At 73.0% G+C, this 26577-nt stretch carries 31 protein-coding genes; 14 read left to right on the top strand and 17 right to left on the bottom strand.

Annotated elements, in window-relative coordinates; all coding sequences use genetic code 11:
- Positions 1–55: 55 nt before the first annotated feature.
- Positions 56–751 carry a CAF17-like 4Fe-4S cluster assembly/insertion protein YgfZ gene (ygfZ, locus tag HBH26_RS09865; protein ID WP_168134426.1) on the bottom strand — a complete coding sequence of 232 codons (696 nt, stop codon included), beginning with the start codon at positions 749–751 and terminating at the stop codon, positions 56–58.
- A gap of 209 nt (positions 752–960) precedes the next feature.
- On the opposite strand from ygfZ, the gene HBH26_RS09860 reads away from it, so the two are divergent.
- On the top strand, positions 961–2286 hold the full coding sequence (locus HBH26_RS09860) for a dihydroorotase (protein ID WP_168134425.1): 1326 nt from the start codon (positions 961–963) through the stop codon (positions 2284–2286).
- A 55-nt stretch (positions 2287–2341) separates the two neighbouring features.
- On the opposite strand, the gene HBH26_RS09855 is transcribed toward HBH26_RS09860, so the two are convergent.
- Entirely contained in the window at positions 2342–2641 is a 300-nt protein-coding gene (locus HBH26_RS09855) for an outer membrane protein (protein ID WP_168134424.1), read from the bottom strand.
- Between the two features lie 63 nt (positions 2642–2704).
- Here HBH26_RS09855 and HBH26_RS09850 point away from each other — a divergent pair, with 63 nt between their 5' ends.
- A complete protein-coding gene (locus tag HBH26_RS09850) occupies positions 2705–3709 on the top strand; it encodes an MlaD family protein (RefSeq protein ID WP_168134423.1) in 1005 nt (334 codons plus the stop codon).
- Positions 3706–4272, top strand: coding sequence for an ABC-type transport auxiliary lipoprotein family protein (locus HBH26_RS09845; RefSeq protein WP_338057318.1), 567 nt, complete (start codon positions 3706–3708; stop codon positions 4270–4272). Before HBH26_RS09850 ends, HBH26_RS09845 begins: the two co-directional genes overlap by 4 nt.
- A gap of 9 nt (positions 4273–4281) precedes the next feature.
- Here HBH26_RS09845 and HBH26_RS09840 read toward each other — a convergent pair whose 3' ends face one another.
- From HBH26_RS09840 to HBH26_RS09815, 6 genes are read right to left on the bottom strand one after another with little or no spacing between them, the layout of a single operon-like run.
- Positions 4282–4923: an ATP-binding cassette domain-containing protein gene (locus tag HBH26_RS09840; RefSeq protein WP_168134422.1), complete on the bottom strand. Its 642-nt coding sequence runs from the start codon at positions 4921–4923 to the stop codon at positions 4282–4284.
- Complete coding sequence (locus tag HBH26_RS09835) at positions 4920–5669, bottom strand: ABC transporter permease (protein WP_239024717.1); 750 nt, start codon at positions 5667–5669, stop codon at positions 4920–4922. The genes HBH26_RS09840 and HBH26_RS09835 overlap by 4 nt, the downstream gene beginning before the upstream one ends.
- The gene (locus tag HBH26_RS09830) at positions 5666–7612 is read right to left on the bottom strand and encodes a RyR domain-containing protein (RefSeq protein ID WP_338057316.1); all 1947 of its coding nucleotides are present in this window, start codon (positions 7610–7612) and stop codon (positions 5666–5668) included. The genes HBH26_RS09835 and HBH26_RS09830 overlap by 4 nt, the downstream gene beginning before the upstream one ends.
- 2 nt (positions 7613–7614) lie before the next feature.
- The gene (locus tag HBH26_RS20685) at positions 7615–9180 is read right to left on the bottom strand and encodes a C1 family peptidase (RefSeq protein ID WP_168134420.1); all 1566 of its coding nucleotides are present in this window, start codon (positions 9178–9180) and stop codon (positions 7615–7617) included.
- Positions 9180–10772: an SUMF1/EgtB/PvdO family nonheme iron enzyme gene (locus HBH26_RS09820; RefSeq protein WP_168134419.1), complete on the bottom strand. Its 1593-nt coding sequence runs from the start codon at positions 10770–10772 to the stop codon at positions 9180–9182. The genes HBH26_RS20685 and HBH26_RS09820 overlap by 1 nt, the downstream gene beginning before the upstream one ends.
- Positions 10772–11368 carry a hypothetical protein gene (locus HBH26_RS09815; protein WP_168134418.1) on the bottom strand — a complete coding sequence of 199 codons (597 nt, stop codon included), beginning with the start codon at positions 11366–11368 and terminating at the stop codon, positions 10772–10774. The genes HBH26_RS09820 and HBH26_RS09815 overlap by 1 nt, the downstream gene beginning before the upstream one ends.
- A 231-nt stretch (positions 11369–11599) precedes the next feature.
- Between HBH26_RS09815 and HBH26_RS09810 the strand changes: the two genes are divergently transcribed.
- Positions 11600–13168, top strand: a complete 1569-nt coding sequence (locus tag HBH26_RS09810; RefSeq protein WP_239024699.1) for a caspase family protein — start codon at positions 11600–11602, stop codon at positions 13166–13168.
- A gap of 37 nt (positions 13169–13205) precedes the next feature.
- Here HBH26_RS09810 and HBH26_RS09805 read toward each other — a convergent pair whose 3' ends face one another.
- A complete protein-coding gene (locus HBH26_RS09805) occupies positions 13206–13844 on the bottom strand; it encodes a hypothetical protein (protein ID WP_168134416.1) in 639 nt (212 codons plus the stop codon).
- On the opposite strand from HBH26_RS09805, the gene HBH26_RS09800 reads away from it, so the two are divergent.
- Positions 13843–14739 carry a toll/interleukin-1 receptor domain-containing protein gene (locus HBH26_RS09800; RefSeq protein WP_168134415.1) on the top strand — a complete coding sequence of 299 codons (897 nt, stop codon included), beginning with the start codon at positions 13843–13845 and terminating at the stop codon, positions 14737–14739. The genes HBH26_RS09805 and HBH26_RS09800 overlap by 2 nt on opposite strands.
- On the opposite strand, the gene HBH26_RS09795 is transcribed toward HBH26_RS09800, so the two are convergent.
- From HBH26_RS09795 to HBH26_RS09780, 4 genes are all read right to left on the bottom strand, one after another.
- On the bottom strand, positions 14715–15215 hold the full coding sequence (locus HBH26_RS09795) for a CAP domain-containing protein (RefSeq protein ID WP_168134414.1): 501 nt from the start codon (positions 15213–15215) through the stop codon (positions 14715–14717). The genes HBH26_RS09800 and HBH26_RS09795 overlap by 25 nt on opposite strands.
- A 72-nt stretch (positions 15216–15287) precedes the next feature.
- The gene (locus HBH26_RS09790) at positions 15288–15926 is read right to left on the bottom strand and encodes a L,D-transpeptidase family protein (RefSeq protein ID WP_168134413.1); all 639 of its coding nucleotides are present in this window, start codon (positions 15924–15926) and stop codon (positions 15288–15290) included.
- The gene (locus tag HBH26_RS09785; RefSeq protein ID WP_168134412.1) at positions 15913–16527 is read right to left on the bottom strand and encodes a PEPxxWA-CTERM sorting domain-containing protein; all 615 of its coding nucleotides are present in this window, start codon (positions 16525–16527) and stop codon (positions 15913–15915) included. The genes HBH26_RS09790 and HBH26_RS09785 overlap by 14 nt, the downstream gene beginning before the upstream one ends.
- Positions 16528–16659: 132 nt before the next feature.
- Entirely contained in the window at positions 16660–17553 is an 894-nt protein-coding gene (locus HBH26_RS09780) for a LysR family transcriptional regulator (RefSeq protein ID WP_168134411.1), read from the bottom strand.
- 103 nt (positions 17554–17656) lie between these two features.
- Between HBH26_RS09780 and HBH26_RS09775 the strand changes: the two genes are divergently transcribed.
- On the top strand, positions 17657–18370 hold the full coding sequence (locus HBH26_RS09775; RefSeq protein WP_168134410.1) for a pirin family protein: 714 nt from the start codon (positions 17657–17659) through the stop codon (positions 18368–18370).
- Between the two features lie 23 nt (positions 18371–18393).
- Positions 18394–18993: an NAD(P)H:quinone oxidoreductase gene (gene wrbA / locus HBH26_RS09770; protein WP_168134409.1), complete on the top strand. Its 600-nt coding sequence runs from the start codon at positions 18394–18396 to the stop codon at positions 18991–18993.
- 103 nt (positions 18994–19096) lie between these two features.
- On the opposite strand, the gene HBH26_RS09765 is transcribed toward wrbA, so the two are convergent.
- Complete coding sequence (locus tag HBH26_RS09765) at positions 19097–19900, bottom strand: M15 family metallopeptidase (RefSeq protein WP_338057315.1); 804 nt, start codon at positions 19898–19900, stop codon at positions 19097–19099.
- Here HBH26_RS09765 and HBH26_RS09760 point away from each other — a divergent pair.
- Positions 19886–20539 carry an RluA family pseudouridine synthase gene (locus HBH26_RS09760; RefSeq protein ID WP_168134407.1) on the top strand — a complete coding sequence of 218 codons (654 nt, stop codon included), beginning with the start codon at positions 19886–19888 and terminating at the stop codon, positions 20537–20539. The two genes, HBH26_RS09765 and HBH26_RS09760, sit on opposite strands and share 15 nt — an antisense overlap.
- A complete protein-coding gene (gene arfB, locus HBH26_RS09755; RefSeq protein ID WP_168134406.1) occupies positions 20532–20930 on the top strand; it encodes an alternative ribosome rescue aminoacyl-tRNA hydrolase ArfB in 399 nt (132 codons plus the stop codon). The genes HBH26_RS09760 and arfB overlap by 8 nt, the downstream gene beginning before the upstream one ends.
- A 7-nt stretch (positions 20931–20937) precedes the next feature.
- Here the strand turns inward: arfB and HBH26_RS09750 are convergent, their stop codons facing one another.
- Both HBH26_RS09750 and HBH26_RS09745 read right to left on the bottom strand, forming a co-directional pair.
- Complete coding sequence (locus tag HBH26_RS09750; protein WP_168134405.1) at positions 20938–21468, bottom strand: GAF domain-containing protein; 531 nt, start codon at positions 21466–21468, stop codon at positions 20938–20940.
- 102 nt (positions 21469–21570) lie between these two features.
- Entirely contained in the window at positions 21571–22194 is a 624-nt protein-coding gene (locus tag HBH26_RS09745) for a YbhB/YbcL family Raf kinase inhibitor-like protein (protein WP_168134404.1), read from the bottom strand.
- Positions 22195–22307: 113 nt separating this feature from the next.
- Between HBH26_RS09745 and HBH26_RS09740 the strand changes: the two genes are divergently transcribed.
- Together HBH26_RS09740 and HBH26_RS20415 are read left to right on the top strand one after the other, a co-directional pair.
- Positions 22308–22787, top strand: a complete 480-nt coding sequence (locus tag HBH26_RS09740; RefSeq protein ID WP_168134403.1) for a GAF domain-containing protein — start codon at positions 22308–22310, stop codon at positions 22785–22787.
- Between the two features lie 148 nt (positions 22788–22935).
- A complete protein-coding gene (locus HBH26_RS20415) occupies positions 22936–24063 on the top strand; it encodes an RcnB family protein (protein WP_209308455.1) in 1128 nt (375 codons plus the stop codon).
- Between the two features lie 21 nt (positions 24064–24084).
- Here HBH26_RS20415 and HBH26_RS09730 read toward each other — a convergent pair whose 3' ends face one another.
- Positions 24085–24537: a universal stress protein gene (locus tag HBH26_RS09730; protein ID WP_168134402.1), complete on the bottom strand. Its 453-nt coding sequence runs from the start codon at positions 24535–24537 to the stop codon at positions 24085–24087.
- A 111-nt stretch (positions 24538–24648) separates the two neighbouring features.
- Here HBH26_RS09730 and HBH26_RS09725 point away from each other — a divergent pair, with 111 nt between their 5' ends.
- Genes HBH26_RS09725 through HBH26_RS09715 form a run of 3 tightly spaced genes read left to right on the top strand, consistent with a single transcriptional unit; the run spans position 24649 to position 26567 of the window.
- The gene (locus tag HBH26_RS09725; RefSeq protein WP_168134401.1) at positions 24649–25986 is read left to right on the top strand and encodes a pyruvate dehydrogenase complex dihydrolipoamide acetyltransferase; all 1338 of its coding nucleotides are present in this window, start codon (positions 24649–24651) and stop codon (positions 25984–25986) included.
- 19 nt (positions 25987–26005) lie between these two features.
- A complete protein-coding gene (locus tag HBH26_RS09720) occupies positions 26006–26197 on the top strand; it encodes a hypothetical protein (protein WP_168134400.1) in 192 nt (63 codons plus the stop codon).
- A gap of 37 nt (positions 26198–26234) precedes the next feature.
- Complete coding sequence (locus HBH26_RS09715; RefSeq protein WP_239024714.1) at positions 26235–26567, top strand: acyl-CoA thioesterase; 333 nt, start codon at positions 26235–26237, stop codon at positions 26565–26567.
- Positions 26568–26577 lie beyond the last annotated feature (10 nt).

Here is a 26577-nt window from a genome sequence, read left to right as displayed (position 1 = left end):
TGGAGCGAACGTATCGGCCGCCACGGCCTCGTCAAGCGCGATCTGTGTTGTTTCGCTATAACGCTTCGGCAAGCCAGGCGGGCACGATCGCGTCGCCCAGCGCGTCGACGCGGCGCAGCGTGACCATCAGCCCGAGATCGGCATGGCCCGCGCGCATCTTCGCCTCGCCCGCCGCGAGCGGCGCCACGACCAGCCGGCGGTTCACCCTGTCGCGGTGGTGCATCCGCGCGGTATTCTCCTGGCCGACGTAGCAGCCCTTGCCGAAGCTGACGCCGTTCAGCTCGCGCGCGTTCGCCTCCAGCCACAGCGTCTCGCCGCTGCCGAGCTCGGCCACCCCCTCCGCCACGCCCAGCGACAGGCGGTGCGCGCGCCAGCCTTCCGCCGGCTCGTCCGCGGGAGCGATCCAGCGTCGGCCGAGCGCGGGAAGGCGCGGGTCGGGCACCCCCTCCCCGCCCCCGCACGACCAGTGGACCGCGAGCGACGGATCGGGCGCGATCGCGATCGGGCGGCGCAGGCGGTACATCGACAGGCGCCGCACCAGGGCATCGGCCTGCGCCGCCTCGCAATCGATCAGCACGTCCTCCCCGTCGGGCCACAGGATGAAGTCGAACAGCGCCTTGCCCTGCGGCGACAGCAGCGCGGCCCAGCACGGCAGCTGCGCGACGTCATTGGTGACGAGGCCCTGCAGGAAGCCGCGCACGTCCTCCCCGGCCAGGCGGATGACGGCGCGATCGGAGAGGGTGGTGGCCATGGAAGAGAGATAGTGAGCCAGTCCACTCTCGTCATCGGCTTGTCGGGATGCCTCTCCAAACTCTACAGCACGAACACCTTCCGTTCGTCCTGAGGAGCCGCTGAGCGAAGTCGAAGCGGCGTCTCGAAGGACCTATGTTTCGAGACGAGGCTCCGACAAGCTCAGCCTCTACTCAGCACGAACGGCTATTTGGATGGAGAGCCGACGCCATGCCCACCTACGACCTCACCCTCACCGGCGGCACCGTCCACCTGCCCGGCGGGCCGGCGAAGGCCGATGTCGGCGTCGTCAACGGCCGCATCGTCGCCATCGGCGAGCCGGGCGATGCCGGGCGGACGATCGACTGCACCGGCCTCGACATCCTGCCCGGCGTCATCGACACGCAGGTCCACTTCCGCGAACCGGGGCTGGAGCACAAGGAGGACTTGGCCACCGGCAGCATCGCCGCGGTGATGGGCGGGGTGACGGGGGTGTTCGAAATGCCGAACACCAAGCCCAACACCGACAGCGCGGAGGCGATCCAGGACAAGCTGGACCGCGCCAAGGGCCGCATGTGGTGCGAGCACGCCTTCTACGTCGGCGCGACGCACCACAATCCCGCGGCGCTGGCGGAGCTGGAGCGGATGCCGGGCACCGCAGGGGTGAAGATCTTCATGGGCGCTTCCACCGGCGACCTCCTCGTCAGCGATGACGAGACCCTGGCGCAGGTGCTGCGCCACGGCACCCGCCGCGTCGCGATCCACGCCGAGGACGAGGACCGGATGAACGCGCGGGTGGCGGAGCGGATCGACGGCGATGCCGCCTCGCACCCCGTCTGGCGCGACGACGAGAGCGCGATTCTGGCCACCCGCCGGATATTGAAGCTGGCGCGCGAGGCGCGGCGGCGCGTCCACGTGCTGCACGTGACGACGCCGGCGGAACTGGAGCTGCTGGGCCGCAACAAGGACGTGGCGACGTGCGAGGTGACGCCGCAGCACCTGACGCTGGCGGGCGAGGAGGCTTATCCACGGCTGGGCACGCTGGCGCAGATGAATCCGCCGATCCGTTCCGGCGCGCACCGCGACGGGCTGTGGCACTGGCTGAACCAGGGCGTGCCCGACGTGATCGGATCCGACCACGCGCCGCACACGCTGGAGGAGAAGGCGAAACCCTATCCTGCCTCGCCGAGCGGGATGCCCGGCGTGCAGACGCTGTTGCCGCTGCTGCTGGACCATGCCGCGCACGGCCGCCTGACGCTGCAGCGCGTGATCGAGCTGACCAGCGCGGGGGCGCAGCGCATCTTCGGCCTTGTGGGGAAGGGCCGGATCTGCGCGGGCTACGACGCCGACTTCACGATCGTCGACCTGAAGAAGAAGTGGACGGTCACCGACGACTGGCTGAAGAGCCGGTCCGGCTGGTCGCCGTTCACCGGCATGACGCTGACGGGGAAGCCCGTCGCCACGATTATCCGCGGTCATGTGGCGATGTTCGAGGATCAGCTGGGCGACGCGCCCGTCGGCGAACCGTTTCGCTTCGAGGCCACCGCCTTCCGCTGATGCAGGACGGCGGACCCGGCGGGCGGCACGTCGCGCCCGCCGGGTCCGCGACCGCTCAGAACAGGTAGCGCAGGCCGGCGGTGAACAGGTTCGTCTTCACCTTGCCCACCCGGATGCTCTCGCCCCCGTGGTCGAAGGTCACGCCGGTCAGCTGGCAGTGGCGATAGTCGAGGGTCAGGCTGAGCGGACGCGACAGCGTCACGGCGAGGCCGCCGCCGGCCTGCCACTCCGGCGGGGCGACCGCTTCCCACCCCTCGCCCGACGCCGCGTTGGCCGGGGACCATTTCGAATGCGAAACAAGATCGCGGAACCGGTTCGGGTAGTCACGTCGCGGACTCGCGCCTTTCCGCGGCATTGTACGTAACCGTGCCTTCCCCCCCGCCCGGCGCTGCCGCACAATCGGCCCCGGGGGGGAAGAGTGGGGCCGAATCCGCAGAGCCAGATCAGGTGGGGACTGGGCGTCAGCGCCGCGGCGATCGTGGTGGTGGCGGTGCTCGCGCTCGTGCCCGACCCGTTCTTCCGCCATCGCTGCTACGCGACGGCGCTCGACGACGTCGGCGGCGTGACGCCCGGAACGCCGGTGTTCTTTCGCGGCGCGCCGGTGGGCGAAGTGACGAAGGTGGCGCTGGATCCCGCATCGCGGCGGTTCGGCGTCGACCTCAGCATCGTCAAATCGTGGCGTCCGTCCGCCTGCGACTACGTAATTGTGGGCGCCGCCAACCCGCTTACCGCCCCGCGCATCGAACTGGTGACGCTGGACGGCCCGGCGCGAACGTGCGGTGCCGCGCTGGCGCAGGCGGGTTGCAGCACGATCGCCCCCGTGGCGTCGGACGGCGCGGCCATCAGGGCGTGCCGTCGCGCACCCGATCTGATCCAGTCCGCCGCCGCCGCGGTGGCGCAGGCGGCGGGCGTGGCGCGCACCGCGAATGCAATGGCCACTCGACTCGCGACGATGCTCAACGGGTCCGCCGGTGGCGGCGCCTCGCCGGTGGACATGGCGCGGCTGGCGCGCGACGCGACGGGGACGGTGGCGGCGCTGAACAGCGTCTCCTCCGAACTGGGCCGCAGCCTGGCGCCGGGGCGCGGCGATATCGCGCTGACCCTTGCCAACGTCCGCCGCCTGTCGGGCACCGCCGCCACGCTGGACGTCGCCGCGGTCAACGGCATCCTGCGCGACACCAACGCGATGATCGCGCGCAACCAGGAGACGGTCGCCGCCATGTTGGCCGACACCCGCGGGGCGACGCAGCAGACACGCACGATGCTGGAAGGGCTGAGCGCCTCCATGGTCCAGGCGAGCGCGAACCTCGCCACCGTCAGCGACGACCTGGGCACGCTGACCGAGCGGCTGTCGGGCGACCCGACCTTCGCGATCCGCGGCTCGCGCTTCGCCGATCCACCCGCGCCGGGAGCGGTGAAGTGAGGGCCGCGCCGCTGCTGACGCTGCTGCTCGCCGGCTGCGCCGCGGTGCGTGGCGGCGACGCGCCGGTGACGATGCGCGTGGATCCCGGCTTCGCCGCGGGGACGCCGGCCGCGGGATCGATCGCGGTGGCGCCGGTGCTGGCTCGCGGGTTGGCCGGGCACCGGCGCTACACCTACGTGGCCGCCGCCGCCCCGGGCGAGTTGCGCCAGGCGGCGCGACTGTTCTGGGAAGAGCCGCCGCCGCGCCTGCTGGAACGCGCGCTCGCGGAAGCGCTGGCGACCCGCTACGCGCAGGTCTACGCCACTGCCACGCCGCTGCCCGCCGACCGCCGCGTCGTCGCGACGCTGATCCGGTTCGAGGAGGCCGATGCGGGCGCCGCGTCGCGCGCGGTCGTCGCCTTCGACGCGGTGGTGACGCGCGGCGGGCGGATCGAGCGGACGGGCCGCTGGTGCGCCACTGCGCCGATCGCCGACGCCAGCGGCACGACCCGCGCGCGCGCATTCGAGACGGCGCTGGGCGCGGCAGTCTCCGCCTTCGTCGCGGAACGCGCGAAGGGCTGCTGAGCGTCCGCGCTACACCAGCCGCCCCCGCTCCAGTCGCAGCACCCGCTGGCACGCTCGGGCCGCGAACGCCTCGTCCTGCGTCAGCAGCAGCAGCGCGCGCCCGCGCGGGGCGATCTGTCGCAGGATGGCGCGTTCCAGCGCGTCGCGGCCCGCGTGCGCGCCGTCGAGCGGCTCGTCCAGGATCACCAGCTCGGGATCGCGCGCGAAGGCGCGGACCAGCTCGACGCGCCGCCGCTCGCCGCGCGACAGCGACTGCACCGCCGCGGTGCCGCTGCGCTCCACCGCGAAGTCGAGCATCAGCCGGTCGATGCGGCGCCCGACTCGCGCGGCACTCCCGGCACCCAGCCGCAGATTGTCCTCCACGCTCCACTCGCCCAGCAGCGAGCCGCCCTGCACCGTCACGCCGCAGCGCGCGCGCAGCCGGCGCACCGCGGCCGCATCGGCGCGGGCGAGGTCGGTGCCGAACAGCCGCGCGATGCCCGCCAGCGGGGGCACGAGGCCGATGGCAATCGCCGACAGCAGCGACTTGCCTTCCCCGCTTCCCGCCACGATCGCGACCCGCTCCGCGGCGGCGACGGCGAGGTCGAGCCGGTCGAGCACGCGCACGCCCCCGGCCACGCTCGACACCCCCTCCAGCGCCAGCACGCTCACGCGAGCGCCGTCCACATCGCCGCGGCGCCGAAGACGCACAGCAGCCCGCGCGTGAAGGCGCGCGCCCCCGCCGCGCTGAGTTCCGCCGGCGTGGCGACGCGGCGGGCACCGGTCGCGGCGCCGGCCATCAGCGCCAACAGCGAGAACAGCGCCACCTTCGCCATGCCCGTCGCCAGCGCGGCGACGGCGGGCTGCGCGGTGGCGATGCCCACGATCATGCGCCACGGCACGTTCGCGCCCGCCGCCAGCAGCAGCCCCGCGCCGAGCAGCGCGGCGACGCTCGCCAGCACCATGTGCACGGGCACCGCTGCCGCCACCGCGATCACCGGGGTGCCGAGCGCGAACGGCACGGGATCGTGCCCCATCGTCTCCAGCGCGTCGATCTCGCGCTGGAGGCTCATCGCGCCCAATCGGTTCGCCACCGCCACCGCCACCCCCGACGCGGCGAAGATGCCGACGACCAGCGGCAGCACCTGGCGCAGCAGCGCGTCGACCAGCGCGCGCAGGACGAGCAGCTCGGCATGGTAGAGCGCCAGCACGCGCGCGGCGGACAGCCCGGCGATCACGCCGGTGAGCAGCGACAGCGCCACCACCGTCGGCACCGGCGTCCACAGGAACCGCGCGAGGTCGCGCGCAAGCGCGGGGGCGAGCAGCGCGTCGCCCGTGTTCCAGCGCGTCCAGGTGCCGCGCGCCGCGCGCGCCACCAGCCAGGCGCCGCTGCCCGCCCCGCGCAGCACCGCCATCATCGCCACGGAGCCGCGACGATCCCACCGCGCGCGTCGAGGCGGATGTCGCCGCCCACCGTCAGCGCGGCATGGCGCGCGATCCAGCCTGCCGGATCGGCAGTGGCGACGATCGTGTCGGCATCGCGCAGCAGCGCCGCGAGCGACGCGTCCGCCCCCAGCCGCGCCGCATTGCCGGCGAGCGTCAGCAGCACCGGCGCACCGGCGCGCTGCGCGGACTCAAGGAGGCCGGCCGCCCCGCCCGCGGGATCGCCCGCGAACAGCGGCACGCGATCGGGATAATGGGCCGCCAGCGCAGCGATCAGCGGGTCGGCGTCGCGCGCCTCGACGCCGGCGGCGACGCCGACGATCAGGGTGCGTAGCGCGCGACGCCCCGCGTGCGAGAGCAGGCGGGTGATGGCGCGCACCTGCTCGCGGTCCAGATCCTTGATGCGCTCGGACAGCGCGTCATAGGGGACGATGTCGGGATGGCGGCGCGCAGCATCGTCGCGCGTCGCGCCGTGCGTCCAGCCGTCGGCCAGCTTCGATCCCATCCAGCGGTCGTGCTCCGCGCGCGACAGCTCCTCCAGCTCGTCGGCGTCGATCCGCATCGGCACGCCGGTGCCGGTCACCACCCGCGCGCCGATGTCGCGCAGCTTCAGCGCGTAGCAGTCGGCCACCAGCCGATTGTCGTCGCGGAAGCTCTCGGGCAGGTCCTCCCATTCGTTCAGCGAGGCACGCCCGCCCAGCGCCTCGCCGTCGTCGAAGCGGCCCTCGAGATAGAAGTCGTGGATGGAGCGGGCGAGCGCGTCGTGATCCTCCTGGAGCAGCTGTTCGGGATCGGCGAAGCGCTTCGCCGTGCCGAACGCGCGGAGGCCGGGGTCGGCGGGGGCGTGGTGTCCGCCGGACAGCCGCAAATGGATCGGCGGCGCGACCTCGTCCCGCGCGGCGAGATCGTCCGCAATGGCGCTGCCCGCAGCCACGGTACGCTCGTCGTCGTCGCCGTCGATCACGATCGCCACGGGGGCGCCGTGCCGCGCGGCGAGATCCGCCACCAGCGCCGGCACGGCGGATGGCGGATCGATCGTCCCCGTTTCCCATGTGATCGGGTTGGGCAGGTCGGCGCCGGGATTGCGCGCGGCAAAGCCCGCCGCCGCCGCCGCGGGGTCGCGCGCCACCGCGACGAGGCGCGGGCGGACACCGTCGCGAAAATGCCCTCCGGCCAGCAGGCGGCGAACGTAGCGCTCGATCGCGGGCGTGACGCCGAGCAGGAAGACCACGCGTGCCGCCTGGCCGTCGCGATGGAAGCGGTCCAGCGGCGCCTCGACGAACAGCTCGCGCGCAGCGAGATCGGGCAGGCAGGCGAAGCGCACCCGCGCGTCGCCGCGATCGCCGTCGAACTGCCGCTCCAGGACGCGGCGCCGGTCCAGGTCGTCGACGCGAACGATGACGTCGAGCGGGTCGCCGACCTCGCGCGTGCCCTGGGCGGCGTCCACCAGCGCGCGCGCCAGCGCGGCGTTGGCGGCATCGTCCGTCCCGAGCAGGAGCACGGCGCGGGCCTTGCCCAGAGCCAGCCGGTCGGGTGCGCCGGTGGATGTCGCCCCGCCATCGACGAGCGGCAACATCCACCGCGCGCGCGGATCCCCGTCGTAGAGCAGCACCCGCCCCCCGCGCGCCAGCTCCGCGGCGGCCACCTGCACGGCGAGGCCGGCGTCGCCGGCGACGATCAGATGCCCGCCCCGCGTGGCGATGCGCCACAGCCGGACGTGCCGGCGCCCGATCCGCCATGCGAGCGCCGCCACCACCCATAGCACGAGCACCGGCAGCGCCGCGCGCAGGATCGGGCGCGTCGCGGCTACCGACCGGCCATCGACTTCGCAGATACCGATGATGCCGAACAGCAGCGCCACGGCGAGCGCGGCGATCGCCACGCGCGGCGACAGCGCGGCGCGGCGCAGCGCGGGCACGATCAGCCGGTGGTGCGCAGCCGCAGCACGGCGGCCGCGGCCTGCCCCGGCGCGACGCGGACCATGCGCGCGCGCAGCCCGGTGAGGAACTGCCGCTCGGTGCGGTAGTCGTCCAGCTCGGCGCCGAACAGCGGCTGCCTGCTGGCGAGCGCGACGACCAGCTCGTCGCCGAACGGCGCGCCGACCTGGAAGCGCGTCTCCTTCGGCCCGCCGGTGCCGATGGTCACGCTGCGCAGCCGGCCGCCGGCGTGCAGCTGCGGCGTGCCGCGGTACAATTCCACCGCGCTGCCGTCTGCCTGGACGTAGACGACGCTGACGTAGGGAAGGTCCGCGGGGGCCGCCACGGTCAGGCCGAACAGCTCGCCCCGCCGCATCTCCACCGATGCGCCCGCGCGCGGCCGGCCTTGCGCGTCGGTGGCGGACAGGCGCAGCGGCGTCGCTTCGGTCGCGCGGGCCAGCGTCAATTCGGCCTCGCATTGGGGGAACGGGTGATGCTCCACCGCGACCAGCGCCTGCGGATCGACCGCCAGCGCCGCCTCCCTCACCTGCGCCAGCGCGGCCGCGTCGCCGATGAAGCCGCGCAGCGTCAGCCGGCCCTTCTCGCGCGTCATGCGGATCGCGCCGCACTTCGCGCCCGCATTGGCCACCAGCCCGTCGAGCGCGGCGGCGGGGCTCAGCGCCACGGTCGCGGTCAGGCCGCCGTTCCCCGGACCCTCCAGCACATAGGCCTCGGTCGCGAGCGTGCGGAACGTGTCGTAGCCGACCCAGGCGTAGCCCCGGTCGCCCCAATGCTCGTCCCAGCTGTTGATGATGCGGAACGCCTGTCGCCGGTCGTCGTAGCCGACGATGGCCATGGCGTGGCGGTTCACCGCGCTGGGTTCGAGGTGCCGGTAGGTGACGTCGCCGGTCAGATCCATGAAGTCCTGCGGCGCCGCCATGATGAAGACGACCGGCTTCTGCTGATACAGCGCGCCCTTGATGTCGTCGACGTTCAGCGCGCGGGGAAAGCCGGGCGCCGCGCCGACGTCGATGCGGCGGAACGAGCGCAAGCGGAAGGCGCGCGCCTTGTCGGCGAGCCCGGCGGGCAGCGCGGGGTCGCACTGCGTCACGTCGGTGGGGAAGTCGGCGTAGGACACCGCGCCGCGATCGCGCAGGAAGGCGAGCGCGTCGGCGAGCCGCAGCGGCGTCATGCAGCTTTTCCCCGGCCCGCGCACGCTGTTGTAGATATAGGCGGGACTCATCAGCTCGCCCGGCTTGTCCGGTCGGCGCCCCAGGCGCCCTGCGTGGAAATAGCTGCTGCTGGCGTAGGTGGTGGCCCAGGCGACGCAGCTCGCCTGCTGCCCCTGATAGCCGGGCCGCGGGAACTCGTCCGACAGGTCGACGCCGTAGGGGGTGAAGGCGCGGTAGGTCGGCTCCTTCGGCAGCTTCACATATTCCGCCGGTTCGATCGCCACGGCGCCCGTCATGAAGACGCGGTGCGGCGGCGTATCGGCGGCGATCACGGTCGGGGCGACGGCGGTGGCGAGACCGGCGGCGGCGAGCGCGAGCGCGGGACGGGCGTGACGCATCAGCCCGCCTCGTCCGCGGCCAAGTCGCGCACCACCCGCAGGCCGGCGTCGTCGCGCCGCTTGGCCGCGCCCACGCCCATGCGGTTGGCGGCGCGCAACTCCCACGGCGTGCTCTGGAACGATCCGCCGCGGACCACGCGCGCGCGGCAGGAGGCGTCGTCGCAGCCCTGCGTCAGTTCCCACACGTTGCCCGCCATCTGGTACAGGCCGAAGCCGTTGGGCGGATAGGCGTTCACCGCCTCCGGATAGCCGCGGTACGGCGCGGTGCCGCCGCCGCGATAGCTCTCCGTCTGGTCGTAATTGGCGTCGGACGGCTGGATCGCGTCACCCCACGGGAAGACGGTGCCCGCCCCGCCGCGGGCGGCATATTCCCACTCGTCCTCGGTCGGCAGGCGATAGGCGAGGCCCGACTGGACGGACAGCCACGCCACGAAGGCCTGCGCGTCCTCGTAGCTGAGCCCGGCGGCGGGAATCAGCGGATTGGGATTCTCCTTTGCCCAGCCGGCGATCCCGCGGCACGCCTTGTCGCGGACGCAGGCGGCCCATTCCGCCGCCGTCACCTCGTACACGCCCATCGCGAAAGGGCGCGCGAACACCACCTCGCGCGGTGCCTTCTCGTCGCCGCCGCGCTTCGCCTCGGTGGCGGGGGAGCCGAGCATCGCCGAGCCGGCGGGCACCACGCGCATCCACGGGCAATTGGCGCAATCGTAGAAGCGGCCCTCCGCGTTGCCGTCGCAGGACACGAAGCACGGCGGCGCGCCCTGCAGGCCGTAGTCGAACGTCGGCTTCTGGAAATAGCGCCCGGGCTTCAGCGCGACGCGGTCCGACGTGCGCTTCAGCGCGTCGGCGATCGACTGCTGCGGGCGGCGGATCTCCTCCGCCAGCACCTTGCTGAACACGCCGTCGTCGAAGGCGACCTGGTCCGCGCTGGTCGAGTAGGCGACGAGATAGCCCTGGTCGGGTCGCGCCGCGCCCGGGCCGTCGCGCACGATCCGCGCCAGCCCCTTGCTGCCCACCGTTCCGCCCCGCCCCGCGACGGCGGTGGCCAGCACCGCCGGGTCGCTGCCCGCGGCGGGGGGCGGCACGTCGACGACCGAGCGGCACATGTCGAGCACGATCAGCAGGTTGCGCGCGCCCGAGGACAAGAGGCCGCGGGTCAGCGCCGCGCGGGTGAGCCGCTCCGCCTCCGCGGTCATGCCGGCGCCCGCATCGACCGGCAGGAGCATGACGTCGCCGTAGCTGCCGAGCGCCGCGCCGTGGCCGGAGAAATAGAGGACGCCGAACGCCTCGGGCCCCGCGGCGGCCAGCTTCGCGCGGAACGCGGCGACGGCGGCGGTCATCTGCGCCAGCGTCAGGTCGCGGCGCGCGGTCACCTTGCCCCCGGCAGCGTCCTGGAAACCGGTCGTCGTCAGCGCCGCCGCGACGCGGTCGCCGTCGCTGTGCGTGGCGCCCAGCGCGGGGAAGTTCGCATAGCTGCCGTTGGCGATCACCAGCGCGAGCCGCGGCTCCTTCGACGCCGCGCCCGCGGGCAGCGCGGCGAGCGCGAGCAGAGTGGCCGCGACCAGAGCGGCGAAACGCCTGACGCCGCGCATTACGGCGTGCGCCGCCGAAATTCGACCTGCGTCACCTTCTGGTCCAATCCATCCACGTGGAGCACCGCGTCATAGCCGTCCGCGGCCGCGTAGGAGACGCCGCGCACCGCGCGGACCATCCGCCCGATCCAGCCGAACATCCCACGCGAATCGCGGCAATATTCGTCGGCGGAGACCAGGCCGCCGCTGGCCTTCACCTGGCTCAGCCACGGCGTCAGCGCGGCGGGTGGCGCGTCGCCCACCGCGAACGGCGCGGCGACATCCACCACCGCCACCGCAGGCTTCGCCCTCAGCGCGCGCGTGACCGCCTTGTCGAAGCCGGACGTGCCCAGCGTCGCGGCCGTCGCCGGGAAGGGTCGCGGGCACGGCTTGAACATCGGCGACGGCGCGGGCCCGCCGGGCATCGGCGGCGGCACCGGCGTCGCGACGACGGCGGGGGCCGAGGTCGGCTCCGCGGCGGCCAGCGGCTGCGCGCGCAGCACCACCACGCCGCGCTCGCCGCCCTGCGTCACCTGCGCCGCGAGCGGTGCCGCGCCGGCGAGCACCACCCCCGCGACCGCCACGACGGCCGCGTGTCCCCCCACGGAAATCCGCATCGCGTTTCCCTTCAGACCCCCGTCTTCAACCCCATTGTCAACGCGGTGCAAACGCGCGAGACCTGCCGTGATTGCTCCCGAACGCCGGGAGAGTAAAGTTGCAGAAATTTCCAATTCTATCGCAGATGGGGGTGGGGCATGGGCAGCACATGGAGGCGTCTTGCCGCAGGCGTGGCGGCATCGCTCTTTATTACGGCTCTTGTTTCGCCGGTCGCAGCCGAGACTCGCGCGTTGCTGGTCGGCGTTTGGAAGTTCGAGTCGCCGATGCTGAAGGACCTTGCCGGGCCGGAGCATGATCTTGCCGCGATGGAGACGCTGGTCCGCGCGGAGGGCGCGCGCGACGTCACCGTGCTGCGCAACGACCAGGTTTCCCGAACGACCGTCGAGACGGCGATCCACGCGCTCGGTCTCCGCTCGAAGCCGGGCGACTGGATCGTCCTCTATTATTCCGGCCACGGCGCCGAGGCGGACGCGGCGGTGCGTGGCACCCGGGACGGCGATCGCGACCAGTTCCTGCCGCTCGCGCGCTTCGACCCCGCCGATCCGGAACGCTACATCGTCGACAAGGACTTCTACGCCTGGCTATCGCGTTACGTGCCGGGCAGCGTCAAGGTGCTGATGATGGCCGACGCCTGCCACTCGGGCACGCTGAACCGGTCCGCCGACGCCCGCGCCTTTCGCTTCACGCCGCGCCTCGGCTTCCGCGCGGCGCAGGCCGATTTCACGCTGACGGCGCGTCCGGCGCCACGCTTCGCCGCCGTCCTCGGCGGATCGGGCGGAACGACCGTCGATCGCGCCGACCTGCCCAATCTGATCTACCTCGCCGCCGCGCGGGACGAGCAGCTGGCGTGGGAATTTCCCATGCCGGTGGAGGGCGCCCCGCCGCGCGGGCTGCTGACGTACAACGTGGAGCAGGGACTGACGACGCGCGGGCCGGACGGACGCAGCCTGGCCGCCGACCTCGACGGCAACGGCAGCGTGGAGGTGGGTGAGCTGGCGCAATATGTCGCCACCCAGGTCCGGTCCTTTACGGCCGACCGGCAGGAACCGCAGGCGTTCATCCCGCCCGGAGGCGAGGGGTTGAAGCTGTTCGCCCGCGTCGAGGCCGCGGCGCCCCCCGAAACGGCGCCCCTGCCCGCGATCTTCGCCGCCGATCCAGCTGCGCAGCCGATGCTGGCGGCGGCGGGCGCGCCCTGGCGGGTCGCCGCGCGCGCGGAGGCGGCGGACTTCGTTTACGATCGGACGGCGGGCGTGCTGCTGCGCCGTTCGGGCGACCGGGTGGCGCAGGATGTGGCGACGACGGCGCAGTTGCGCGGCGTACTGGAGAAGTGGGACACGATCGACCGGCTCCGCCCATTGCTGGACGAGACCCGCGTGCGGCTGACGCTGGGGCCGGGCGCGTTCGGGACGCGCTACGTCCCCGGCGCGCAGGTCGACGCCAGCGTGACCGCCGCGGCGGCGGCGGGGTCGACGACGGGGGCGTCGCTCTACCTCACCGTCTTCAACCTCGCCTCCGACGGGACGGTGCAGGCGCTCTATCCCAGCGGACAGGAAGGCGATGGCCGGATCGAGCCTGGCGCCCGCCTGCCCTTGATCGAGAACCGCGTCACTCCGCCCTACGGCACCGACCACGTCGTCGCGCTGCTGACGCCGCAGGCGCCCGTCGCGCTGCGCGCGGTGCTTCGCGCGGTGGAGGGACAGCGCGCCTCCGGACGGCTCGTCGCGCCGCTGAAGCAGGCGGTGGTCGCCGCTGGCGCCGCGGGCGGGCTGTCGGTGGCCGAACTGTACACCGGGCGATAGGCGCGTGGCCATGGTCTCGCCGCGTCCGCGCGCGCTCCTAGTTGGACAGGATCACCGCCCGGCTCCTCGCCCCGCTCTTGTTCAGGATATCGATGCGATACTGGCCGGCGGTCTTCGGCGTCAGCTGGCAGACCGGCGCATAGTCCGCATTGTCGTCCAGGCACAGCGTGCGCCCCGCCCCGTCCTGCACCCGCATCGCGAGCGCGGTGCCGACATCGCCGATCGCGCCGACGCGCAGCGGGGTGCCGCCCGCCGCGGTGACGGTGAAGCGATAGGCGCCGCGCGGATCGACCACGCGGACGCTGCGTACCAGCCCCTTGCCGAACGCGGAAGCGACGACGCCGCGGCTGCGGGCTGCCTTCTCGGCGAAGTCCACCTCCGCCCGCACGCGGGCGTCGCCGCCCGCCATCGCACGCGCCTCCGCGAACAGGGCGGCGGCGCCAAAGCCGCCCGGCTCCGCCCCGGGCTGGTCCTGCGTCGGGATCTCGCGCAGCATCGCCGCGGCGGTCAACATGGCGCGCACGTCCTTCTGCCGGCGCGCGAAATCGGCCACCTGCCGCGCCGCCATCGCCTGCGCGAAGGCGTCGACCGCCGGCGGCTCCTGCGCTGCGGCCGGTGCGGCGGACAGCAGCAGCGCGGCGAGCGCCGGCAGCCGCGCGGTTGAAAGCGAACGCATGATCGAGCCCCCTCGCGAATCGTCGTCTGGTCGCGACGATAGCCTTCGCCCGCCGCCCTCGCCAACGCAGGAAAGCGGCGCGCCACGCTACGCTGCCTTCATCAGCTACAGCCACGCCGACATGGCGTTCGCGCGGCGGCTCCACCGCGGGCTGGAAGCGTACCGCCTGCCGCGCGCGCTGGTCGGCACCGCGGGCGACAACGGCCCCCTGCCCGCGCGGCTGCGTCCCGTCTTCCGCGACGAGGACGAATTGGCGGGGGCGGCGGAACTGGGGCCCAAGCTGCGCGGCGCGCTGGCACAGGCGGCGGCGCTGATCGTCGTGGCGTCGCCCCACGCGGCGCGCTCGGCCTGGGTCGATCAGGAGATCCGCAGCTTCAAGACGATGCATCCCGACCGCCCGGTCTTCGCCGTGATCGCGCGGGGGGTGCCCGGCGACGCGGAGCAGGAATGCTTTCCCGAGCCGCTGCGCTTCGCGCTCCACGCCGACGGCACCACCGACCGCACCCGCGCGCTGGAGCCGCTGGCGCCCGACGCGCAGAAGCTGGACCGGCGGGCGGTGAAGCTGAAGCTGATCGCGGGGCTGCTCGGCATCGGCTACGGCGTGCTCGCCGACCGCGAGAACCGGCGCCAGCGCAACCGTGTCGTGGCGATCGCCACCGTGTCCACGATGCTGGTCGTCGTCCTGTCGCTGCTGTCGGTCGCCGCGATCGGCTACGCGCGGGTGGCGGTGGCGGAGCGCCGGAAGGCGGAGGCGGCGCGCGATGCGGCGATCAAGGCACGCGACCTGGCGGACCGTCGCGCCTGGCTGGCGCAGACGGCGGCGGAGCAGCTACGCCTGCTGGTCGACGCCGCGCCCGGCGAGATGCCCGATCAGAATGCCACCTCGCCGCGGTAATTGCCCGCCTCGCTGTAGCGGCAGACGAGCACCTCCTCGCGCGCGCCCCGCGCGGTGGCGCAGCCCACCTGGCGCGTCGCACGCCACATCAGTTGCGTGTAGTGGCCGACGTCGGCGACGCGGCCCGTGGTGCTGTTGTCGGGAAAGACGCCGGGCTTGTAGAAGCGCTTCTCGCGTGCCCAGGCGTCGACCATCGCTTCCGGCGAGAAGCGGTCGCGCGTGCCCGCCCACAGGTTCTCCCCTTCCGGATCGCGCGGCTTCTCCGGCGCGTGGTAGAAGGCCCCGCGCTGCGCCAGATGATCCGCCCAGCCGCGCGCGGAGGCGGCGAGCGCGGGGTTCCAGCGCATGGGTGGCAGATGACGCGTGGCGCGCTCCTGATTGTGGCGAGCCAGCAGCCGCTCCTCGATCCCCGCGCTCGCACCGGTCAGCAGCGGCGCGGCAAGGAGCGGCAGCAGCAGGCGGCAGACGGGCGGCATGGAACGAACTCCTCCGTGGCGACGGAGGGTCTTCTCGCCCGCGGAGGGTCTCGGCGCGGTTGCGCGGGGTGGTTAAGCGGCGGTTGACCGCGAAGTTGCCGGCAGGATCACCACCGGGTCGCCGCGATCGACGACGCCGAACAGCTTCTCGGCGAAAGCCGGGGGCACGCCGATGCAGCCGTGCGTGGCGCGGCCGCGGCGCACGTCGCTAGCGTGGATCGCGACGCCGTCGCCGGTCAGCCGCAGCATGAACGGCATGGCCGCGTCATAGAGCGAGGAGCGGTGGTCGCGCGCCTTCTGCATGACGGGGAACACGCCGGTGGGCGTCGGCTTCCCGTCGGTGCCGTAGAGGACGACCGCGGACCCGATCTCCTCCCCGTTGCGGAAGACCGAGAGGATCTGCCGCGCGAGATCCACCTGCACCCACACGGGGCCGCGGGCGACGCCAGCCTCGTCCCAGGCATAGTCGCCGTAATGCATCCGCCGCCGCACGTTCAGCAGGCTGGCGACCGCGCGGCGCGAGCCGTCGGGTGCGGTCAGGACGGGCTGACGTCCCGCGGGATAGCGGACGCGGGGCTGGTCGATCGGCGCAGGCGCGGCCGCGATGGCGGCGTCGATGGCGGGCGCGGCGCGGGGGGCGAAGAGGAGGCTGCCGCCCGCGACCAGCAGCAGCAGGCCCGCCGCCGCAGCCGCGACGCTACGCCAGCCCATCCGCGCGGCGCTTCACCCGACGCCGCAGCGCCGCGCCGATGCCGAAGAAACCGAGGATCATCATCGCCCAGGTGGCGGGCTCCGGAATGCCGGGGATCTCTCCGCCCCCGCCGCCGCCTCCCCCACCGCCGCCGCCGCCGCCGCCGCCGGGAATACCGACGAGGCCGCCACCGGGACCGGGCAGGCCGACCAGCGGAATGTCACCGGGGATGCCCGGCACCGCAGGAACGGAGACGAACGGAATCGCGCCCGCGGGCGGTGCCAGATCGACGGGGATCGCCGGGACCTCGCCGGGGATGGAAACGGGCGTCCGGTCGCGGATCGCCGTCAGCACCCGCTCGGTCGGCGTGTCCACGCCCGGCACGCCCGCATAGCCGGGCTTGGTGTCGAACAGCGCGCCCGCCTCGCGCATGCCGGGCGAGCGGGTGGCGAACAGCGCGCTGGGATCGGTCAGCACGCTCGCCGCGCGGCCTACCGCGGCCCGTGCCCCGGCGAGATCGCGCGAGGAGACGAGACCGGACGAGCCGACGAGCACGCCGCCCGCCAGCAGGCTTGCACCGATGGCAGGCCACTTCGTGCGCCAGCGCTTGCGAGCGACCATGATAAGACCTTTCCTCCCACGCGGCGCGACACCCGCCCCTGCGTCATAGACCAGAAACGATCGATCGTCAGCGATAGTTGCAGCGAAGATTCGCACGTTGTGGCACAAGTGCATCACTCGTGTCTCGCCACCTCAGCCGGGATCGCGCAGCCGCTCCGCGATGAACGCGATCAGCGCCTCCACCCGCGCCGGGCGCAGCGCGCTGGGCGGCGTCAGCAGGTGCAGGCTGACGGGCGCGGGCGACCAGTCGTGGAGGATCGTGACGAGGGATCCGGCCGCGAGCTCCTCCCCGACGATGAAGTGCGGCAACCGCGCGATGCCGAGTCCCCGCACCAGCGCGGGCACCAGCGCGTCGCCGCTGTTCGCCGCCAGCGGCCCGTGCGCGCGGATCGAGAAATCGCTGCCGTCGCGCCCGCGAAAGCGCCACGGGCCGGTGATGTTGGTGTAGCCCAGCAGCCGGTGGTCGGCGAGCTGCGAGGGGTGGGTCGGCGTGCCGTGCGCCGCGAGATAGGCGGGCGCGGCGACCAGATGCGCCTCGATCCGGCACAGCCGCCGCGCGCGCAGGCTGCTGTCGGGCAGGTCGGCGATGCGCAGCGCGACGTCGAATCCCTCCGCGACGATGTCGACCCGCGCGTCGGACAGGTGAAGCTCGATCTCCACCGCCGGATGCGCGACGAGGAAGTCGGCGACCAGCGGCGCGACGTTGGTGACGCCGAAGGTCATCGGCACGGCCATGCGGATGCGCCCCGCCGCGACGCTGGCGCCGGCGCGCGCGCTCTCCTCCGCCGCGTTCGCCTGCGCCACCATCGCGCGGGCGCGCTCGGCGAGGTCGGTCCCCGCCTCCGTCAGCGCCAGCCGGCGCGACGTTCGGTGGAACAGGGAAAGGCCGAGTCGCGTCTCCAGCCGGGACACCGCCTTGGATACGGTGGCCTTGCTGACGCCGATCGCGTCGGCGGCACCGCTGAAGGAGCGCGCATCGGCCACCGCGGCGAAGATCGCCCAGGCCTCGAGATCGGGAAGTGCCATGCCGTCAGCTTATGTGGTGAAACGATCCGTTTCAATCGTTTCCGTTTTCGCACGCGGGGCCGCTGCCTATCTTGCGTCCAAGACGTTTTCAGGAGTTCGCGCCATGATCGACACCGACACCCGCATCCAGCGCCGCGCCTTCGACACGCTGGGCCACGCCAATCACGGCTGGCTCGACGCACGCCACCATTTCTCCTTCGCCAATTACCACGATCCCGCCCGCATGGGCTGGGGCGCGATCCGCGTGTGGAACGACGACGTGATCGCGGCGAACAGCGGCTTCCCCCCGCATCCGCACCGCGACATGGAGATCATCACCTACGTCCGCTCCGGCGCGATCACGCACCAGGATTCGCTCGGCAACACCGGCCGCACCGAGGCGGGCGACGTGCAGGTGATGAGCGCCGGTTCGGGCGTGCGCCACGCCGAGTACAATCTCGAGAACGAACCCACCACGCTCTTCCAGATCTGGATCGAGCCGACCACCTCGGGCGGCAATCCCAGCTGGGGCGCGAAGCCCTTTCCCAAAAGCGATCGTTCGGGCCGCTTCGTCACCCTCGCCTCGGGCATGGGCGACGACGGCGCGCTGCCGATCCGCGCGGAAGCGCGCGTGATGGGCGCCACGCTGAAGGCGGGCGAGAGCGTGACGCACGAAGTGGGCGCGGGTCGCCACGCCTATCTGGTCCCCGCCACCGGCGCGATCACGATCGACGGCGAGCGGTTCGCCGCGCGCGACGGCGCCGCGCTGTCCGGCGGGCAGACCGTCACCATCACCGCGATCGAGGACGCCGAACTGGTCCTCGTCGACGCCAACTGACCGATCACGAAGGGAGCATCAGCATGACCAAGGTCCTCGTCCTCTATTACTCCTCCTACGGCCATATCGAGCAGATGGCCGACGCCGTCGCCGAGGGCGCGCGCGCCGGCGGCGCGGAGGTCGACATCCGCCGCGTGCCGGAAACCGCGCCGCCGGAGGTGGTGAAGGCCGCCGGGTTCAAGGCGGACACCGCGCACCCGACGATCGAGGGGCCGGACGCGCTCGCCGGCTACGACGCGATCGTCGTCGGCGCGCCCACCCGCTACGGCCGGATGCCGTCGCAGATGGCGGCGTTCTGGGACACGACCGGCGGGCTGTGGATGAAGGGCGCGCTGGTCGGCAAGGTGGGCGGCGCGTTCACCTCCACCGCCAGCCAGCACGGCGGACAGGAGACGACGCTGTTCTCCATCATCACCAACCTGCTGCACCACGGCATGACGATCGTCGGGCTGGACTATGGCTTTCAGGGGCAGATGGGAGTGAAGGAGGTCCATGGCGGTACGCCCTACGGCGCCAGCACGCTGGCGGACGGAGACGGCAGCCGCCAGCCGAGCCAGGTCGATCTCGACGGCGCGCGCTACCAGGGCAAGCGCATCGCCGAGACCGCCGCGAAGCTGAAGTAGCGCCGGTCGCCGGCAGGGCGCTCGCCTTTCGTTCGTGCCGGGCGTGGTCGAAGCGAAGCCGTCGCGCATCCGCTTCGGCCCCGCCCGGTAAGGGCCGAGCCGATTATCGCTTCCGCTTCGGTGCGCGGCACTTGCCGCGGCGACACTCGGGCGCCGGGATCGCGTGGAGGTAGACCGGCGGTGCCGGCAGCGCGGCGATCGCCACCACGCGCGGCACGGGATCCACCGACGGCTGGGCCGGAAAGTCGCGCCGCGCCCGCGCGAACAAGGCGCGCGCGCGGGCGGCACCGGGGGCGCCGGCGCTCGCGCCCACCCAGCGCCAGTGCCACGGCTCCCACTTCACCCCCTGCGCATTGCCGGCCGGGAACGACATCTCGAAACCGAAGCGCGACGCGTTGGCGACCAGCCAGCGGAAGCCGGGGTTCGCCACCACGCAGCCCTCCGCATCGGCGCAGCCGTTGAGGCGCGGGCGGAACGCGAAGTCGAGCGCGTAGCCGGTCGCGTGCTCGCTGTGCCCGGGCGGCGCGACCGACAGCGCGCGCGTGTCGGCGGCAGTCGCGCGCTCGGCGCAGAACACCGCCTGCTGCCGCGCGATCGAGCGATGGCACGACAATGCCAGCACCTGCCCGCCCGCGGCGGCCAGCAGCCGCTCCAGATCGGGCAGCACCTCGCGCCGCAGCGCGCAGGCGGAGACCGCCATTTCCGCCGCCACCGACGCGAGCTCGCCCGGCGCGACGTCTCCGTAGGGCAGATGCCCCAGCGCGCGTCCGTCGGCGGCGACCGGCGCGTTGCGATCGTCGCACAATTGCGCCTGCGCCGGAGCCGCGACGACGAGCGCCGCCGCCGCCAGCGCTTTCCACCCGCGCGCGCGGGTGGCAAGGATGCGCGCATCATGCTGCAGGAACACGTCCTCTTTCTCGACGCCGAGGCGCTGGTGCTGGACAAGCCCGCGGGCCTGCCCGTCGATCGCCCGCGCGACGGCGCGCTCAGCCTCGACAATCATCTCGCCTCCCTCACCTTCGGTTTCCGACGCTGGCCGGTCGCGGTCCACCGGCTGGACCGCGACACCAGCGGATGCCTGCTGCTGTCACGCAATCCAAGGGCGCACGCTCGGTTCCAGCAGGCGTTCGAGGCGGGGATGGTGGAGAAGCGCTACGTCGCGATCCTCGACGGCGTGCCGGGCGCGGCGGAGGGCATGGTCGACCTGCCGCTCGCCAAGGTGTCCAGCGCCGCGCACGGGTGGCGGATGCGCGGCGACCCGAAGGGCAAGGCCGCGCGGACGCACTGGCGGCTGCTCGGCGAGAACGACGGGCGCGCGCTGGTCGAATTCCGGCCGGAGACCGGACGCACCCACCAGATCCGCGTCCACGCGCTGGAGGGGCTGGGCGCGGCGGTGACCGGCGATCCCTTCTACGGGCGCGCCGACAGCGGCGGGATGATGCTGCACGCGCTGTCGCTGTCGGTGCCGCGCGCGGGCAAGGAACCGGTTGCGGCGGAGGCGCCGTGGCCGGCGCGGTTCGCGGCGCTCGGCTTCGACCGTGGCTGAGGTTCCCGAAGACGCGATCGAGGAGCGGTTCCTCGCCGCGACCGGGCCGGGCGGGCAGAACGTCAACAAGGTGGCCACCGCCTGCCAGTTGCGCGTCGACGTGTTCCGGCTGGCGCTGCCGCCGGAGAGCTATCGCCGGCTGAAGGTGATCGCGGGCAGCCGGCTGACCGCGGGAGGCACCCTGGTCATCACCGCGCGCCGCCATCGCACGCAGGAGGCGAACCGGCAGGACGCGCGGGCGCGGCTGGCGGCGATGCTGGACGAGGCGGCCAAGCGCGAGGCACGGCGGGTGAAGACGAAACCGAGCAAGGCGGCCAAGGCGCGGCGCGTCGACGCGAAGAAGGGCCGGGGCGCGGTGAAGGCCGGGCGAGGCAGGGTCGCGCTCGACTGACGCGGGATCAGGCGGCGGCGGACTCGTCGCGCAGATCCGCCAGACGCCGCACCACCTCGCGACCGAGCCGCACCAGCGTGGCCCGCTCGGCACCGCCAAGCGCCGCACGCGGCGTGTCGGCGAGCACGCACAGCGCGCCCAGCGCCGCGCCGGTGTCGTCGTGGAGCACGGCCGCGGCATAGAAGCGATAGCGCGCGAGATCGCCGTTGACGTGGGGATTGCCCGCGAACCGCCGGTCGGCATCGAGATCCGGCACGCAGAAGACGTCCTCGCCCGACGCGACGGCGTGACCGCAGAAGGACGTGCGGCGGCTGGTGATGCCGAGCGGCAGGCCGACGGCGGCGATGATGTGCTGATAGTCGCCGTGGATGATGGAGACGAGCGCCACGTCCGCGCGCAGGAACGCCTTCGCCTCCAGCACGAGCGCGCACAGCGACGCGTCGCCGACAGCGTCGAGCGCGCCCGACACCGCCACTGCATCCTCTCGCCGCGCCTCGTCGGACGGCACCGGCGGCATTTCGTAGAAGGAAATGCTCATTCGGGAGCTATCCATTTGAAGTTGGCCGATGTTCGCCATTCGGCGCCGACCTGTCCAGTCGTAGAGCCTGTCATTTCTTACAATCCTATCTCGAGATCGGTCTCACCCCGCAGGAGCGAGCGAGGACGCGGGCGACAGCGGCGCCGGCTCGTCGCGCGAGTAGGTGCCGACCAGCATTCCGGCGGCGAGCACACGGCCGGCCAGCACATCGACCAGCGCGCTGCGCCCCGGCGTCGGATCCAGGTCCGGCGCCTCCGACAGCGCGAACAGCTGGAAGACGTAGTCGTGGCTGCCGTGCCCTCCCGGCGGGTCCGGCGGCAGCCAGCCCTCTCGCCGGTAGCTGTTGCGGCCGACGTCGCGCCCGTCCGCCGCGCCGTCGCCGTCCGCGACGATCGCCCCTTCGGCAAGCCGCCGCTCGCCCGCGGGCAGGCCGTAGACGATGGCGTGGACCAGCGGCTGGGGCGCGGGTGCGTCCGGGTCCTCCACGATCAGCGCCAGCGCCGCGGTGCCCGCGGGCACCTCGCCCCACACCAGCGGCGGCGACACGCCCTCTCCGTCGGCGGTGAACCGCTCGGGCAGGCGCGCACCGTCGGCGAACGCGGGACTGGACAGCTCGATCGCCGGTGCATCGCGCACCACGCCGTCCTGCACGATCGTCAGCTTCGCATGGCCGGCGCGCACGTCGCGCAGCAGGGCGCCGATCCAGTGGGGAACGTGTTCGAGCATGGAAAACCAACCTTCGTCAGGACGCGCAGCGCGACGGCGAATGGGAAGTAACCCATCAGAAGGGCGTCGGTTTCCCCTTCCCCGCCGGCCGCGGCGACCCTACCTGCGCGACCATGTACGCCTTCGACATCGCCGCCGGTTCCCGATCTGAGCTCTATCGCGACCTCGCCGCGGCGCTCGACGCGCTGACCGCGGACGAGCCCGACGCTGTCGCCAACATGGCCAATGCCGCCGCCTTGGTGTGGCAGTATCTGCCCGATCTGAACTGGGCCGGCTTCTACCGGATGGTGGACGGCGAGCTGGTGCTCGGCCCGTTTCAGGGTAAGCCGGCGTGCATCCGCATCCCGCTGGGCAAGGGCGTGTGCGGTACCGCCGCGGCCGAGCGGCGGACGATGCGGATCGACGACGTCCACGCCTTCCCCGGGCATATCGCCTGCGACGCGGCGAGCGCGTCCGAACTGGTCGTGCCGATCGTCGCGGGCGATCGGCTGATCGGCGTGCTGGACCTCGACAGCCCTCGCCCCGGCCGGTTCGACGCGGACGACGAGGCCGGGTGCGAGGCGCTGATGGCGGTCCTGGCTGCGCGGCTCTGACCGCCCCTCCCGTACTCCGTCCCGATTGTCCCGGATCGGGACTGGCCCCTCGCTTTCGCCGCATCTCGGCGGGGTGGTAGGCGTTCCGCATGGCAGAGCCCGGCGGCAGCGCGTGGGCGGTGGGCACGGGCAACAGGGAGCAGTTTCGATGCGGACCACGATGGTGCTGGTCTCGGCAGCCGCCGCGCTGGGCGCGGCGGGCGTGGCCGATGCGCAGCCGCTACAGGCCGGCGCGGGCGCGGGCTGGAACCGCGGCACGCCGGGCTGGAACCGTGGCCACGTCGCCACGGGACCGCGCTGGGGCGGGCGGATCGGCGGTCGCTGGTGGGGCGGCGTGCGCGCGCCGGGGGGCTGGGGCGCCTATCGTCGGCCCGCGCGCGGTTACGTGCTGCCGGCCTATTGGGTCTCGCCCGGCTGGTCGGTGAACAACTGGGCGGGATACGGACTGCCGCAGCCGCCCTTCGGCTATACCTGGTCGCGCTACTATGACGACGCGGTGCTGATCGACGGGCGCGGCACCGTCTACGACACGGTGGGCGGCGTGCGCTGGGACCGGTTCGACGCGGCCGACGCGGACTATGGCTATCGCGACGACGGCTACGGTTACGATCAGGCGCCGCAGCTCGCCTATCCGACGCGCGACGCCGACGACGGTACCGGCGGGGCGGCGATCGGCGCCGTGGCCGGCGGGCTGGCGGGCGCGGCGATCACCGGCGGAGGATTGGGCGGCGCGCTGATCGGCGCGGGCACGGGCGCGCTGGCGGGCCTGGCCATCGACAAGTCGGACCGCCGCGGGCGCGTACCCGTCGCGCCGGTGCCGGCGCCGCGCTACGACGGCTACGGCGCGTCCTATGCCCCCCCACCGCCGCACGCCCGTCCGTTGCCTCCCCAGCCCCACGCCCGGCCCCATGCCGCACCCGGCGCGCCGATGGTGGCCTATCAACAGGGCAGCTACGGCGGCGATTACGCCGGCACGACCTACTCGGGCACGACCTATTACGGTGCGGCCCCCGGCCCCGCCCTCGCCCCCGCCCCGATGGCGCCGCCCTATGCCGCCTATCCCGCCAGCACTGTGCTTCCCGACGGCACGATCGTCACCAGCACCAGCGCGCAGGTGGGCGGCGGCTATATCGCCAACGGTTACTACTGGCCGGGCACCACGGTGACGACCGTCACGGTCCAGTCGGGCGGCGCAGCCGCTTACGAGGAGGTGTACGAGGCCGAGGCGGTGCATCGCGGCAAGGGCCGCCGCTACACCAAGGGGTGCCGCTGCTGATCGCGCGCGACCGGAGGGGCCTCAGCTCACCCGGTCGATCGCCTCGCGGTCCAGCCCGCCCGGCACGATCATCAGCGGCACGCTGAGCGTCCCCGCCTCCGCCGCGAAGTGGCTGACGAGGTCGCCCGGCGCGCCGGTCGCGGCGGCACCCAGCACCAGCGCGGCGATCTGCGGATCGGCGGCGATCATCTCGCGGATGGCCTTCGGCCCGTCGCCCTCGCGCACCGTCACCGTCGGGCGCAGGCCCGATTCCTCCAGCAGCGTCCCCGCCGCGCGCGCCACCAGCGCCTCGGCATGTTCGCGCTGCTCGTCCTCGATCGTCGCCTGCACGCCGCCGAAAGCGATGAACTCCTGCGGCGGGATCAGCGCCAGCACTTCCACCCCGCCGCCCGTCTTCACCGCGCGCCGCGCCGCAAAGCGCAGCGCCGCCTCAGCCTCCGGCGTGTCGTCGATGACGGTGAGATAGACGCGCATGTCGTCGCCGATCCTATCGCCGTGCCGGGCGGGCGCAAGGTGGCCCGCACTTGACCGCGCCGCTACGGCACGCGAGAGACGCCGCTTCCCGAGGAATGCCCGAGGATCGTGATGCCGATCGAGATCAAGATGCCTGCCCTGTCCCCCACGATGGAGGAGGGCACGCTCGCCAAGTGGCTCGTGAAGGAAGGCGACACGGTGAAGTCCGGCGACATCATGGCCGAGATCGAGACCGACAAGGCGACCATGGAGTTCGAGGCGGTGGACGAGGGGACGATCGGCAAGATCGTCGTCGCCGAGGGCACCGACGGCGTGAAGGTGGGCGCGGTGATCGCGCTGCTGAATGCGGAGGGCGAGGAGGGCGAGAGCACGCCGGAGCCCGCCGCGAAGGAGAGCGAGACGAAGCCCTCCCCCGCCGATCCGAACAAGACCGGCACCGAGGCGAAGCCGGCGGACGAGGACGTGCGCGACCACGGCAAGCCCGACGACGCGAAGGCCGCCGCGCCGGCCCCATCGCCCTCGCCGGCGCCTGCTCGCAAGGACGGCGAGCGGGTGAAGGCGAGCCCGCTCGCCCGCCGCATCGCCGCGGAGAAGGGCGTCGATCTGTCCGCCGTGCAGGGCAGCGGACCCAACGGCCGCATCGTGCGCGCCGACGTGGAGGGTACGAAGCCCGGGGCCGCCGCCGCTCCCGCCGCGAAGGAGGACGCCGCGCCTGCCGTCGCGCCTGCCGCCGCCAAGCCTGCGGCGATCCCCGACGTGCCGCACGAGCTGACCAAGCTCAGCAACATGCGCAAGACGATCGCGCGCCGCCTGACCGAATCAAAGCAGCAGGTTCCGCACATCTACCTCACCGTGGACGTGCGCCTCGACAAGCTGCTGAAGCTGCGGTCGGAGCTGAACGCCGGACTGGAGGCGCGCGGCGTGAAGCTGTCGGTGAACGACCTGCTCATCAAGGCGCTGGCGGTCGCACTGGTGCAGGTGCCCAAGTGCAACGTGATGTTCACGCCCGACCAGCTCGTCACCTTCGCGCGCGCCGACATCTCCGTCGCCGTCTCGACGCCGGAGGGTCTCATCACCCCCGTCATCACCGAGGCGGACACGGCGTCGCTATCCAGCATCTCGACGCGGATGAAGGACCTCGCCGCGCGCGCCCGCGACAAGAAGCTGAAGCCGGAGGAGTTCGCCGGCGGCACCGCGTCGATCAGCAACATGGGCATGTACGGGATCAAGCAGTTCGAGGCGGTCATCAACCCGCCGCAGGGCATGATCCTGGCGGTCGGCGCGGGCGAGAAGCGGCCGTGGGTGATGGAGGACGGCGCGCTGGGCGTCGCCAGCATCATGAGCGCGACCGGCAGCTTCGACCATCGCGCGATCGACGGCGCGGACGGCGCGCAGCTGATGAAGGCGTTCCGCGAGCTGGTGGAGAACCCGCTGGCGATGCTCGCCTGAGGCCGGCCGCGTGGCACGCATGACGATCGATCCCGTGACCAGCGAGATCGCCTGGGGCGCGCTGGGCCTCGGCGTCACCGCGCTGGTCTTCAAGGGCGCGGCATGGAGCTATCCGCAAGGCGGCGAGACGATCTGGTGGGTCGGAGCCGTCACCATGGCCGCGGTGGCGGCGCTGGCGGCGCGCGATGCCTGGCGAGTGCGCCGTGGCTGAGGGCGAGGTGCGGGATCCTGCCCTGCGCGTCACCGCGATGCCGGCAGACGCCAATGCCTATGGCGACATCTTCGGCGGCTGGCTGATGAGCCTGATGGATTCGGCCGCCGGCCTCGTCGCCGCGCGCCGTGCCAAGGGCCGCGCGGTGACCATCGCGATGGACGGGATGAAGTTCCTGTCGCCCGTCCACATCGGGGACGAGGTGAGCGTGTATGCCGAGGTCGCGAAGGTCGGCCGCACCTCGATGACCATCGCGGTGGAGGCACACGCGCGCGACCGCCACCGCGAGACGACACGCAAGGTGACGGAAGCGCATTTCACCTTCGTCGCCATCGACCGCGACCGGCGCCCCCGCCCGGTCGACGCCTGAGATTATCGGA

This window comes from Sphingomonas corticis, assembly GCF_012035195.1.
In the GTDB taxonomy this organism is placed as follows: domain Bacteria; phylum Pseudomonadota; class Alphaproteobacteria; order Sphingomonadales; family Sphingomonadaceae; genus Sphingomonas; species Sphingomonas corticis.
Note: the sequence above shows the minus strand (reverse complement) of the source record. Positions and strands in the feature narration are given on the sequence as shown.